Source organism: Cryobacterium sp. HLT2-28 (genome assembly GCF_004402495.1).
Lineage (GTDB): Bacteria > Actinomycetota > Actinomycetes > Actinomycetales > Microbacteriaceae > Cryobacterium > Cryobacterium mannosilyticum.
Genome location: NZ_SOFH01000023.1, coordinates 12,866 through 27,142, shown reverse-complemented (window position 1 = coordinate 27,142; position 14,277 = coordinate 12,866). Strand labels below are relative to the sequence as shown.

General features: G+C 66.4%; 5 protein-coding genes. All 5 read left to right on the top strand.

The window, feature by feature from the left end:
• The first annotated feature begins 206 nt into the window (after positions 1–206).
• The 5 genes from E3O48_RS11545 to E3O48_RS11525 all read left to right on the top strand — a co-directional run bounded on the left by E3O48_RS11545 (position 207) and on the right by E3O48_RS11525 (position 14,271).
• Positions 207–1,478: an ammonium transporter gene (locus tag E3O48_RS11545; RefSeq protein WP_134509925.1), complete on the top strand. Its 1,272-nt coding sequence runs from the start codon at positions 207–209 to the stop codon at positions 1,476–1,478.
• A 352-nt stretch (positions 1,479–1,830) separates the two neighbouring features.
• Positions 1,831–8,511, top strand: coding sequence for an SdrD B-like domain-containing protein (locus tag E3O48_RS11540; RefSeq protein ID WP_166788692.1), 6,681 nt, complete (start codon positions 1,831–1,833; stop codon positions 8,509–8,511).
• A 47-nt stretch (positions 8,512–8,558) separates the two neighbouring features.
• Positions 8,559–9,893: a multicopper oxidase domain-containing protein gene (locus E3O48_RS11535; protein ID WP_166788691.1), complete on the top strand. Its 1,335-nt coding sequence runs from the start codon at positions 8,559–8,561 to the stop codon at positions 9,891–9,893.
• Between the two features lie 26 nt (positions 9,894–9,919).
• On the top strand, positions 9,920–11,263 hold the full coding sequence (locus E3O48_RS11530) for a multicopper oxidase domain-containing protein (protein ID WP_241982541.1): 1,344 nt from the start codon (positions 9,920–9,922) through the stop codon (positions 11,261–11,263).
• A 38-nt stretch (positions 11,264–11,301) separates the two neighbouring features.
• Positions 11,302–14,271: a multicopper oxidase domain-containing protein gene (locus E3O48_RS11525; protein WP_166788690.1), complete on the top strand. Its 2,970-nt coding sequence runs from the start codon at positions 11,302–11,304 to the stop codon at positions 14,269–14,271.
• Positions 14,272–14,277 lie beyond the last annotated feature (6 nt).

The following is a 14,277-nucleotide window of genomic DNA, read 5'->3' as shown; positions in this document are numbered from 1 at the left end:
GCGCCTGGGCCCGTCTCCGCTGGCCGGGCGGGTCTGAAACGCGATGTTAACACGTTCGCCGACCGCGTAACGTGGCCGAAACATCCGCGCGCATTCGCCGAAACGTGGCAGTTCCAAACTAACTCTTGTACCCGCCGAGACACGATCAACTGCTCACCCTGTGCACGTCGACGGCGATCCTTAGTTAGAGAGAGGTAACCATCCCCATGGTTGAACTGTCAGTCCTGGCGAACGCCACAACGGACGAACTGACCCTGAACCTCAATTCCCTGTGGTTGCTCGTCGCTGCGGCCCTTGTGCTGCTGATGACGCCCGGAGTCGCGTTCTTCTACGGTGGCATGGTCAAGGCGAAGAGCGTCATCAGCATGATGATGATGAGCTTCGGCGCCATGGGCGTCGTCGGCGTGCTCTGGGTGCTCTACGGGTACGGCCTGGCGTTCGGGCCTGCGCTCATCCCCGGCTTCCTGGGCAACCCGTCGTCGCTGCTCGGTCTGAGCGGGCTGCTCGGCGCAGGCAAGGACGGCGCTCTGGCGCCGGACCTCAACGGTCTCGCCTTCGCGGGCTTCCAGGCGACCTTCGCCATCATCACCGTCGCCCTGATCTCCGGCGCGATCGCCGACCGGGCGAAGTTCGGCGCCTGGCTCATCTTCGCCGCCGTCTGGTCGACGCTGGTCTACTTCCCGGTCGCCTACTGGGTCTTCAACCTCGCCGACGGCTGGGCTCCGGCCGCACTCGGGGTCAACGACTTCGCCGGTGGCACCGCGGTGCACATCAACGCCGGCGCCGCCGGGCTGGCCCTCGCACTGGTCCTCGGTAAGCGGGTCGGCTTCAAGAAGGGCATCTCCAAGCCGCACAACGTTCCGCTGACGCTGCTGGGCGCCGCTCTCCTCTGGTTCGGCTGGTTCGGCTTCAACGCCGGCTCGGAAGCCGCCGTCGACGGAATCGCCGCCCTCGCCTGGGTGAACACGCTCGCCGCGCCCGCCGCCGGAATCCTCGGCTGGCTGATCGTCGAGAAGATCAAGGACGGCAAGCCCACGTCGATCGGTGCCGCGTCCGGTGCCGTCGCCGGCCTGGTCGCTGTGACCCCGGCCTGTAACATCCTCACCCCCGGCTGGGCGATCGTGCTCGGCGTGCTGGTCGGCGCGGTCTGCGCTGTCGCCATCGACCTCAAGTTCAAATGGGGCTTCGACGACTCGCTCGACGTGGTGGGCATCCACCTCATCGGCGGCATGATCGGGACGCTGTTCATCGGCATCTTCGGTTCCGGCATCGGCCTCCTCGACACGGGCAGCCTGAAGCAGCTCGGTGTGCAGGCGCTGGCCGCCTTCGGAATCGCGATCTTCTCGTTCGTGATGGCCTACGCCATCGGCTGGGTCATCCAGAAGACGATCGGCTTCCGGATCAACAACGAAGACGAGGTCGCCGGAGTCGACACCATCGTTCACGGCGAAGAGGGCTACGCACTCGACGCTGTCTGACCCGCCGTAGCTCGGCACGCGCGGGGCGGAGTCCGGTTTCGACCGGGCTCCGCCCCACCGTTTCGTAGCTCCCGATGTGCTGTAGTCCCTTCCACGGTCGCTGTCCAGCCCTTGCGGCGGCGCCGGACCTGAGGGATGCTCGACCTGCTGGCGATGAACCCGAACATCGCGAGATTCCCCGTCACGGTTTCGTTCAACGAAGCCGTGTCGGGGATTTTTTGTGCCCGGCCCACCGACGCCGTATGCGGGAGGAGGCCTCCCCAATTTTGGGGAGATGAGCATCCCTCACCCGGGGCTTAGCCAACCGGTCGCTGCCGATCACCATGGAGACGTCCAGACAATGGAGGTCAGCATGGAAGCGATGAAGCACTCGACCGGGGTCAAACCGCCGAAGCGGCCTCTCTGGCAGCGCATTGTGAACGCCGCCACTGCCCTGGCCATGCCGGTTGCGATGCTCGTCGCCCTGCCCGCACTGCCGGCCCAGGCTGCGACGACGAGCGACCTGTCGCTCAACGTGATCAGCGCGCGCACGGAACCCCGCGCGTTCGCGGGTACTGGCGTCGTCAAGGGCGACGACATCCCGAACTTCACTTACATCATCAACGAGGACAACACCGGGACGACCGCCCAGCGGAGCCCGGCGCCCGACAGCGGCTGCGCGGCAACCGACCCCTTGTATCCGGCCAGCTGCGACTGGCCGTCGATCAAGGAGGTGCCGCACACCACGAGCCCGATCGTGCGCCAGGGCGACCAGGCCGACTTCGTGGGCGGTCTCACCCTGCCGGACGGGCGTTACCTGATCTCCGTGCTCGCCGACGGTTACAAGATCGACGGGGCGCACTTCAGCGTGCCTCTGCCGGCTACGGGTCTGGTCACCGTCGAGCTCCAGCCCAACCCCCTGCCCGACTCGACACTGCGGGCCTTCATCTTCCGGGACACCGCGCCGACCAACGGAGCCAACGATCAGGGTGAGCCCGGCCTGGCCGGCTTCGTCGGACACGTCGCCGACACCCTGGGCGAACTGCAGACCGACGTCTACGGCAACCCCCTGTGCACCGTCTATGTTGGCGAGAATCCGGACACGCATCTGATCCCTCTGGCCAGCCTGGACGCGACTATGTCCCCAGTGCCGATTGCCGGGACAGGGGGCCGCTGTGTCAGCGACGCCGATGGCCTTTTGACCATGCCGCACCTGGGCAGTAACCGTTACGTGCTGACCGCTACGCCCCCCGACGGGCAGATCTGGATCCAGACGACGACGCTGGAAGGCAACCACGACTTTGACACCTGGCTCATGGAAGGCAGCACCGGTTACGACACCGAGGCACTGGTGGCCGGCGAGCCTGTCCCCGGGCCGATCTTCGGTTTCGTTCCGCCCACGAACACCCTGGCCGCCGGTGCCGCCGGGCGCATCACGGGCGTGGTCGTCACCGCAAAGCAGTACACCCCGCCCAAGGGCGGCGATTTCAACTACTGGCTGGGGATGACCGGGAGCAAGATGGGCAAGCCTATCGTCAGGCCATGGCTCTCCCTCGCCGACCTGCAGAATGGTGACCAGGCCGTATGGGTGGGGCAGGGCGACGCGAACGGCGCCTTCGACATCTCCGGCGTGCCCGACGGCAACTACAGCCTGAGCTGGTGGGACGAGCCGCAGAACTACTTCCTCAACCTGGTCAACGTGACCGTAAGCGGCGGCCAGACGGTGCAGATGGGCAACGTGCCGATCAGCGGCTGGTGGACCGAATACGACGGGTACGTCTTCAACGACACCAACCGCAACGGGGTCAGGGACCCCGGCGAGAGCGGCCTGCCCAACTTCACCCTGACCATGCGCAAGCAGGACAACTCTTTGATGGACCGGGGCACGAACGTCGTCACCAGCGACAGCACGGGCTACTACCACTTCGAGAGCGCGTACCCGCTCAGTGAGTGGACCGTGATGGAGAACTACAAGGACTCCTTCTACACCACCGGGGTCACCTACCAGGCCGACAACCAGCCGACCCCGACCACGGTCAAGGGTGCCGGTGTCGACGTCAGCGTGCTCAGCATCATCGGGCTCAGCGGCCGGATGGACTGGGGCGTTCACACCTACGATCCGACCGGTGCCAACGGCATCGACCCTCGCAACGGCGGCATCGTCGGCTCGGTGAGCTACGACACGACCCGCAACGAGCTCGACCCGCAGTACGCCGCCTCCGAGGACTGGCAGCCGGGCGTCTCCGATGTGCCCGTAGAGCTGTACGCCACGGTCGACTGCGGTACGAACGCGAACACGCCGTGTGGTGGCACCAACGACGCGTACGAGCTGGCATCAGACGGTTCCCTGGCCAAGGGCAAACTGCTGAACACCTACCTCTCGGAACACTGGAGCCGCCCGACCGGGTGCGTGGCTCGCGACGTGGACGGCAACCCGCTCGTCCACGCCAAAGACAACCCCGCGGCCTACGACGAGAACGTGCTCGTGCCCAATCAGGAGACAGACGGAGAGTGCATCTCGAGCTTCATGCAGGGCGTGCAATTCGGGCCCTACCCGACCGACCAGGGCACAGCCGCCGCCAACTTCGGTGCGGCCGTGGACGGCAACTACGGCTTCGGTGACGCCTGTACCGGCACACTCGTCGCCACGGATCCGTCCGCTCCCGTCTGCAACGGTGGAACCTTCGAGCCCCTGACGAGCGGGGACTACCTGGTCAGGGTCGCGATCCCGAAAGACGCCACCGGGAACCCTATGTACAAGGTGACCGGGGAAGAGGACATCAACATCGGCAACGGCGACCAGATCGTCCCTCAGGTGCCGCCGCCGTCCTGTGCCGGAACGCTTCACACCGTTGACCTTCTTGGTGCCGCAGCGGACAACTACCCCGCATTGGTCGGCAACGATACCAACGGCGCCCCCACCGGGGTCACCGTGCCGGCCTCGACTCCGGTCGCCAACGCCACCTTCCTCGACATCGGTGGGTCGCCCTACGAAGGCTCAGCCAAGCCGTCCTGTGACACCAAGCTGGTGCGAGTGAACAACGGCAAATCGGTCGTGCCCATGTTCAATATCTTCACCGCAGTGCCGATCCCGTCCCGCCTTCGCGGCCTGATCGTGGACGACATCAACTTCTCCACCGACTCGCGCTCGACGCTCTACGGGGAGAAGACCGGCGTGGCCTTCGCGCCGGTCGGCATCTATGACTTCGCCAACCGGCTGGTCACGACCGTCGAGTCCGACTTCAACGGCTCGTACGATGTCCTGCTTCCCTCCACCAATCACATCAGCTGCCCCACCCCCTCGGGTGTCTGCGCCAACATGTACCGCTTCGTGGGCAACGACCCGGGGATCCCTGGGCGTCTGAACGCAAACTACAACCCGCGGTATCGCTCCATTGCGACCGAGTTCGAGGCCCTACCAGGCGTGACCATCCCCACTGACCTTGCTCCGACCCAGGTCGGTGTCTATGTCGGGTCGCCGACCACCGGGGTCAACACGGCGGTCGCCTGCACCCTCGACGGTGCCACGCCACAGCTGTTTTCCGTCTCGAAGCCCTACGTGGCCGCGAACGGAACCCGCTCGTTCACGATCGCCGGGACCGGCTTCGGCGCCAACAGGGGCACCGGTCAGGTCACTCTCGGCAACACGCCCCTGGATATCACCGCCTGGAGCGACACCTCGATCTCGGCCACTGTGCCTGGCGCGGTCCCGGTTGGGGCGCACCAGCTGGGGATCATGGCCGACAACGGGCAGAGCACGGTCAACGGGCTCACCTTCCATGTGCTGGGGACCGGGTACGATCCTGCCCTGCGTGAGGTCGGCCCGGGCCGCTCCTACGCCACGATCCAAGCCGCGCTCGACGCCGCGTTCACCAACAACGGCGACGATCTGGTGGTCGTCTACCCGGCACCCTCCACCACGGCCAACCCCCGGGGCGCCTACTACGAGAACCTGGTCGTCGCTTCGCCGGTCAAGCTTCAGGGCGTCGGCTCCGGTGGCTTCCAGGGCACGGCTTTCGTGCCGGGATCAATCATTGACGCCGGCGCGTTCGGCGGTGACACTGCCCTGGCCGCGGCCTGGTTCACCAAGGTCGGCGGCCTCACCTGGGACGGCAACCAGGCCGTAAACGACGGCGAGGCCATCTACGTACTGGCCTCGGAGAACGCCACCACCGCGTCGGGGGCCGCGCGCCAGTTCACCAGCGGCTTCAAGGCCTCCATCGACGGCTTCGACATCCGCGGCGGCGATCAGGTGGGCTTCCCGGGCAACGTCGACGGTCTCACCGGTGGGCCGACCGGCCTTCCGCCGAACATCACCACCCAGGGCGGAGCGATCTTTGCCAACGCCTACGCCCGATTCCTGCAGATCACCAACAACGTTGTCGACAACAATGGAGGCGGCTACGGGACAATCCGCATCGGCACCCCTGACCTGGCCGCGCCGAACACCAGCCAACACAACGAGAACGTCCGGATCGCCAACAACCGGATAATCGCCAACGCCGGCACCAACCTGGCCGGCGGCATCGGTCTCTACGCGGGCTCGGACGGCTACGAGGTGGCTGCCAACGACATCTGCGGCAACTTCTCGCTGGAGTACGGCGGCGGGCTGAGCGCCTACGGCTTGAGCCCGGGCGGCAAGATCCACCACAACCGCATGTACTTCAACTCTTCCAACGATGAGGGCGGCGCCATCATGATCGCGGGCCAGCTGCCGGCGACGGTCGGCGCGCTCTCGCCCGGCTCCGGTCCGGTGGACATCTATGCCAACCAGATCCAGGCCAACATGGCCAATGACGACGGTGGCGGCATCCGCTTCCTGATGGCCGGCGACTACCCGATGAATGTCTACAACAACATGATCGTCAACAACGTGTCGACGCACGAGGGCGGCGGCATCGGCATCAATGACGCCCCCAACGTGCGGGTCTTCAACAACACGATCATGAAGAACCTGTCGACGGCCACCGCGGTGACCTCGAACGGCCAGCCCGCCCCCGCCGGGTTGTCAACCTCGGCTAACAGCGACCAGCTGCAGGCGACCCTGCCGGGCGGCTCGCCGACCTTCAGCAACCCGCTGATGTTCAACAACATTCTCTGGGACAACCGGGCCGGCACCCGGGCCGGCACCACCGTCACCGGAATCGGCCTGGCCGGTGCCACCGACATCAACAACTGGGATCTGGGCGTGGCCGACGGCACGGGCGTGCTCGCGCCGAGCAACTCGGTCGTACAACAGAACACCGCTTCTCACCCATTCACGACCAGTCCGACCAACAGCTCCACCGATCCGGCAGTGGTCTCGACCTACGACGTCTCGGTCTCCTTCGCCACCTGGCGTCAGAACCCGGCGTTCGTGGACGCCACGCTCGTGACCCTGGAAGCGCCGCCGAACCTGCTCGGCAACTACCACCTGGCCAACTGCCCCGGCTCACCCGCCTGCAACCTCGGCGCGGCCAGCAGGGGCGGAGTGAACGCGCCGGCAACGGACTTCGACAACCAGGCCCGGCCGGCGCTGGGTGGCTTCGACAGCGGTGCTGACGAGTTCGGTGCCGTAACGCCACCACCGCCATCCTCGGACCTGTACTTCTCGACAGCAGGAAACACCAACCCGCCCGGCGTAGCCGGAACTGCCGACGACGCCGACATCTACCTCTGGAACGGCACCGCCTTCAGCCGGTCGATCGATGTCACCGCCGCGCCCTACAACGTGCCGGGCGCTGCCAACACGGACGGCTTCTCCCGAGTCGACGCCACCCATTTCTACGCCTCGTTCACCGGGAACGTCACCTTGCCGGGGATCGGCGCGGTGGCCGACGAGGACGTCGTGTACTTCAACGGCACCGCGTGGTCGTTGTGGTTCGACGGCAGCGCGCACGGGGTCGGCGGCAACATCGACCTGGGCGCTGTCAGCGTCGTCGGTAACACGCTGTTCTTCTCCACCGGCAACGATGCGGTACCTCCGGGTGCAGGGGGTTACGGCGACAACGCCGACGTCTACCGCTGGGATGGCGGCAGCTCCTACACCCGAGTCCTGGACGCCACGGCGGCGCCGTACAACCTGCCGAACAGCGGGTCGGCCACCGGAGCGACCAACCCCAACGTCGACGGTCTCATCTGGCGCGACGCAAAGCACTTCTACCTGTCGTTCAGCAACACGACCACTACCGTCCCCGGTCTGGGCGCCGTGAACGACGAGGACGTGGTCTACTTCGACGGCACGTCCTGGTCACTCTATTTCAACGGTGGCAGCCACGGCCTCACGTCGGCCGCCCAGGATCTGGACGCGATCGCGTTCGCCAGCGGGGCCCTGCCGCCCCTGCCGCCGCCGGCCGGCCAGGACCTGTACTTATCGACCCAGGGCAACACCAACCCGCCCGGTGTCGGTGGTACGGCGGACGACGCGGACGTCTACCTCTGGAACGGCGGCACCTTCAGCCGGGTGAACGCTATGACCACTGCGCCCTACGGTCTGCCGGCCACCGCCAACGTCGACGGCTACGACCGGGTTGACGACACCCACTTCTATCTCTCCTTCACCGCCCTGGTGAACGTGCCCGGTCTGGGGAACGTGCGGGACGAGGACGTCGTGTACTTCAACGGCACCTCCTGGTCGCTGTTCTTCGACGGCAGCGCGCACGGTCTGGGCGGCAATGACAACCTGGACCTCGACGCGATCAGCGTCGTGGGGACAACCCTGTACTTCTCCACTCTGGGCAACAGCAACCCGCCCGGAGTGGGAGGTGCCGCCGACGATGCCGACATCTACAGCTGGAACGGCTCCGCCTACAGCAGGGTGATCGATGCCAGCGCCGCGCCCTACAGCCTGCCGGGCACCGCCAACGTGGATGGATTCGTGCGGATAGATGCCACCCATTTCTACCTGTCATTCAGCAACGCGAACACCACGGTGCCGGTACTGGGCTCGGTCCACGATGAGGACGTCATCTACTACAACGCGGGCACCTGGTCGGTCTACTTCGACGGCACCGCACACGGTCTCGGTGCCACCGGGAGCCTGAACGTTGACGCCTTCGACCTTCCGACCCCATGACCCATTCATCCAGCCGCGCTACAGACGATCCCCAGGGAGATACGGGAATGATCTTTAAGCAGCCTTTCAGCCGCCGAGACCTCTTGAAGTTCGCCGGCGGCGCGGTGGCCGTCGTCGGCACCGGCATCTGGGCGGGCAACGTGCTCATGCCCGAAGCCGCCATTGCGGCCCTCGGGGATCCCGACCTCTACCTGGCCGGGACCGACGGCTGGATCTACCTACCGAAGACCCCGGCCATCCCGCCATTCCACCCCGACGTTCTGGCCCCGGGTCTACTCACGACCTACATCTTCGGGTTCCGCGAAGTCACCGGTCTGACCGACATTCAGCTGTCGAACCAGCAGAACAAGGCCCAGCACTCCGCTCCGCTGTTCTGGGCCAACCAGTTCGACCCGGCCCACCCGGTCGACTTCAAGGTGCAACTGACCAACCTGGGCCTGGCGCTGCGGCCCGACCTGTTCGACGCCCACACCCTCCACTGGCACGGGTTCCGCAACGTGATCCCGTTCTTCGACGGCGAACCGAGCGGTTCGGTGGCGGTGCGAACCGGACGAATCTTCACCTACGTGTACCGTCCCCGCGAGCCAGGGACCTACATGTTCCACTGCCACGTGGAGGACGTCGAGCACGTCCAGATGGGCATGACCGGGCTGGTCTTCGTCCGCCCCCTGCAGGACGGCCAGACCCTCGCCGGACACACAAAGTTCCTCTACAACGACGGTGACGGCTCGACCGGCTTCGAGCGCGAGTTTGCGATGTTCCTCTCGGAGGTGTGGGCCGAGGCGCACTGGGCGGACGCTCACATCCAGCTGCCGGAGTGGAGCGACTACCGGGCCGACTTCAGCCTGCTCAACGGCAGGGTCTACCCGGACACCGTCGCTCCCAACGCGCCGATCAATGCCGCGGCATCCACCCACCGTCTTGCCGTGGAGACCGACCCCGTGACCGGCGACCTGGTCGCCCCCGTCGGGCACCCCGAGCTGCAGTACCAGCCGCAGTCTTCGCTGGTGAACTGCAACGCAGGCGAGACGGTCGCGCTGCGGTTTGCCAACCTCGGATTCCGGGAACAGGCGATGACCCTGGCGGGGATCCGAATGCGCGTGGTCGGCCGTGACGCCACCCCGATGCGCGGGCGCGACGGCACCGACACGTCCTACGAAACCGAGACGATCAACATCGGCCCGGGCGAGAGCTTCGACGTGGTCTTCACCGCGCCGGGGCACACCGGTCCGGGGTACGACACGTACATGCTCTACAACCGCAATTACCTGCGGGCGAACAACCTGGCGCCGGGCGGGTTCGGCGGCCAGGCCACAGAGGTTCGAGTGTATGCGGCGGGTGGCGTGCCTGCGCAGGCCTATCCGAACGACTTGGGAGTGTGAGAGCCATGATGAGAGGTGACGCCGTGATGCTTGGGAAGGCCCGCAACCGGCGCCTGCGCCGGCCGACTCTGCTGGTCGCTCTGGCCCTGGTCGGCGCGACGATGACCACATTCGTCCCGGCGGCGACCGCCGAGACTCCGTCGCGGGTCGGCATCGCCTGCACCACCGGGGTCGGGGGAGGTGCCACCACTCCGATCTTCAACCTGACCACCAAGACCGGATACATCAGCCTGCCCGACGGCAACACGGCGTTCATGTGGGGGTACTCCAGCGGATTCGGCTCTTTCCAGCACCCCGGCCCCGTTCTCTGTGTCAACGCCGGCGATACGGTCACCGTGATCCTGCGCAACACCCTGCCCGAGGCCGCCTCGATCGTCTTCCCGGGCCAGGTAAACGTTCTCGCCAACGGGACCCCAGCCCAACCCGAGCTCAGCGGGGCCGGCGCGACCACGTCGCTGACCAACACGGCCGCGGCCGGAGGCGGGACCGCCACCTACAGCTTCGTGGCCGGCGACCCGGGCACATACCTGTACGAGTCTGGCACCAACCCCGAGAAACAGGTCCGGATGGGACTGTTCGGGGCTCTGATCGTGCGCCCGTCGGCCGTGCCGGCTGGCGCAGCAGCTGGCTCGATCGCGAGCGAATACGCCAACAACCGGGCAGACAGCCGGTTCAACCCCGCCGAGGAGTTCATGGTTCTCCTGAGCGAGATCGACCCGTACCAGCATCAGGCCGTCGAAAACAACAAGAGCTTCAACATGAACACCTACCACCCACGCTATTGGCTGATCAATGGGCGAGGCTTCCCCGACAGCATCGCCGACAACGGTGCGAGCTGGCTGCCCACGCAGCCCTATGGGGCCCTCGCAAAAGTGGGTGAGTTTGACCGGGCGGCAGTCCCGGCGGACCAGCCGGGGATGGCTCGCTACCTGAACGTGGGCACCGAGGACTTCCCGTTCCACCCGCACGGTAACAACGGCCTCGTCGTAGCTCGAGATGGCCGTGCCCTGGAGGGTCCGGCGGGGGAGGACCTCTCCTTCGAGAAGTTCGCCATCAACATCGGACCAGGTCAAACCTGGGACGTGATCTTCAAGTGGTACGACGCCGAGAATTACTCCCCGTCCAACCCGGTTCCGGTGACGGTGCCTCAGTTGGCCAACGAGGAGATCGGCGTCTTCTACAGCGGAAGTCCCTACCTCGGCACCAAGGAAGCCCTGCCGCCTGGCATTCAGAGCGTGAACCAGTGCGGGGAGTACTACATCATCTCCCACAACCACGCCCTGTTCCAGATCACGTCGTGGGGCACGAATATGACCGGACCGATCACCTATATGCGGATCGATCCACCGACGCCCAACAACTGCGGCTGACCCGGAAGGCGTAGAGAGCCATGATTCCCAGGACGAGCATGAAGAAGGTAGCCTCCTCCATTTTGACGGGGCTGTTGGCCGGCGGAGGGCTGGCCGTGCTGGTGGCCCTCGTCGTGCCGGCCACGGCCGCACAGGCCGCGACGGTGGACTGCACGGCACCCGGCGACTTGTACGCGGTCTCGGGATCCACGACCCTCGGCGCCCAGACCGTAAACGTCTGGGGCTACAGCACGACGGTTGCCGGCGTGACCCGCCCCGGCGGGCCGACGCTGTGTGTCACCGCCGGCGACACGGTCACGATCACGCTGCACAACCAGCTGGCCGAGAACACGGCCCTGCTCTTCCAAGGGCAGCAGATGATCCCCGACCGAACCGGCGCGGCGCCCGGCACAACCACGCCGTACACATTCACGGCCAGCCGGCCCGGCACCTACCTCTACGAGGCGGGTCTCGTTCCCAACGGCCAGCACCAGGTGGCGATGGGCCTCTACGGCGCCCTGATCGTGCGTCCGGCGACGGCAAACCAGGCCTACGATGCGACGACCACCGCCTATGACGACGAGGCCGTCCTGGTGCTCAGCGAGATCGACCCGGCTCTCAACAACTCCGCGAACCCGGCGACCTACGACATGCGCAAGTACGCCCCCCGGTACTCCCTGATCAACGGGAAGGCCCACCCGAACACCGACCCCATCGCCGCGACGGCCCCGGGCAACAAGGTGCTTCTGCGTTACGTCAATGCCGGCAATCAGTACCACTCAGTGGCATCGCTGGGCGCGGAACAGAGGATCATCGCCCTGGACGGCAGCCCGCTGAACTTCTCACGTCGCTACGTCGCCGAGACCTTCGGTCCGGGCCAGACAGCGGATGCCATCGTCACCACCCCGTCCGCGATCGCCCAGATCAACCGGCTGGCGATCTACGACGGCAGCCTGCTGCTGCACAACAGCAACACGGCCGGCACCGGTGGGATGCTCACCTTCGTCACGGTCCCGGCCGGCGTTGTCGGATCCGACACCACCGGGCCGGTCACCAGCGCGGTCGCCTACGTGGCCGGCACCTTGAGCGCCACGATCGACGACACCACCTCCGGCGGAGCCAGTATCGCCGGGGCCGAGTACTTCATCGACACGGTGGTCGGCACGGGCACCCCGATGACGGGCAGTGGCACCGGCAGTGTGAGTGTCACTGCTGCGTTGATCATCCCGTCCGGTGAGCACATCGTCTATCTACGGGGCCAGGACTCCGTCGGCAACTGGGGGGTCCTCAGCTCGGTGCTGGTCACCGGTGGCGACGCCACCGGCCCGACCACCCGGTCGCCGTCGCTGGCGCCGAGCCTCACGAATGGTTTGGGTACTGCGGGCATCGCAGTTCACGCCACCGGGGACGACACCGCAACCGGCGGCTCGAACATCACCGCCGCCGAGTACTTCATCGACGCCGTCGGCGCCAATGGTTCGGGAGCGTCGTTGGCGGTCAACGTTGCCGCACCCATCGCCAGCCTGGATGGCACGATCCCCGCCTCGACCGTGACCGCCCTGGCCGAGGGCACCCATCTCGTGTCGATCCACAGTCAGGACGCAGCGGGCAACTGGGGCGCCCCGACCACCATCAATCTGGTGATCGACAGGACCGCGCCCACCACGTCCGGCGTCTCGGCAGCGCCCACTCCCAACAACGGCACGCTGGCGGTCAACGGCGGCACGCCGGCGGTCCGGGTGACGGTGGCCAGCATGTCGGATGCGATCGTGGCCACGGTCAACAGCAACATCAGCGCGGCCGAGGCCTTCCTCGACACGGTCGGGGCAAACGGCGCAGGCATCGTCGTCAGGGCCACCGACGGTGTCTACAACAGCCCTGAAGAGGCCGGCTACGCCGACATCCCACTGGCCACCATCGCCCAGCTCACGAACGGTAACCACACCATCTACGTCCACGCCAAGGATGCGGCGGGCAACTGGGGCACGACGGCAAGCACGACCCTGCTGATCGACAAGATCAAGCCTGAGGTCAGTCTCGTCAGCGCAACTCCCAACCCGACCCAGGGTGCCAGATCGGTGAGCCTGACGGCGCAGGCGACTGACGGCCTCACGGCGGTCAGCCGCGGCGAGTGGTTCACCGGTGCCGACCCGGGCGTCGGCAAAGCCACACCGATGACGGCCACCGGGACCGGCCCATGGACCCTCTCGACCCCAATCGACGTCGGTAGTTGGAGCGAGGGCACGTACACGCTCACGGTGCGGGCGCGGGACACGGCCGGCAACTGGAGCGTGAACGCCTCCACCGTGCTCCAGGTGAGCGCGCCGCTGTCCTTCTCGACATTCGGGAACACCAACCCGCCCGGCGTGCTCGGCACGGCCGATGACGCGGACATCTACGACTGGAGCGGCACCGCCTTCAGCCGGGTGATCGACGTCAGCGTCCCGCCGTACAACCTGCCGGGCAATGCCAACGTCGATGGTTTCGACCGGGTCAGCCCCACCTCGTTCTACCTGTCATTCAGCGCGACCAACACGACCGTGCCGGGCCTGGGCGCGGTGCAGGATGAGGACGTCGTGTTCTACGACGCCGGTACCTGGTCGGTGTACTTTGACGGCACCGCGAACGGCCTGACCGCAGCGAACCAGGATCTCGATGCGATCAGCGTCGTGGGTACCACCCTGTACTTCTCCACGCTGGGCAACACCAACCCGCCCGGAGTGGCGGGCGTCGCCGATGATGCCGACATCTACAGCTGGAACGGAACCGCCTATAGCCGGGTGATCGACGCCAGCGCCGCGCCCTACAGTCTGCCGGCCGCCGCCAACGTGGATGGATTCGTCTGGCTCGATGCCACCCACTTCTACCTGTCGTTCAGTGCGACCAACACGACAGTGCCGGTTCTGGGTGCGGTCCAGGATGAGGATGTCGTCTACTACAACGCGGGCAGATGGTCGGTCTACTTCGACGGCACCGCGCACGGCCTCACCGCCGACACCCTCGACGTGGACGCGTTCGATGTCCCGTAGCAACGT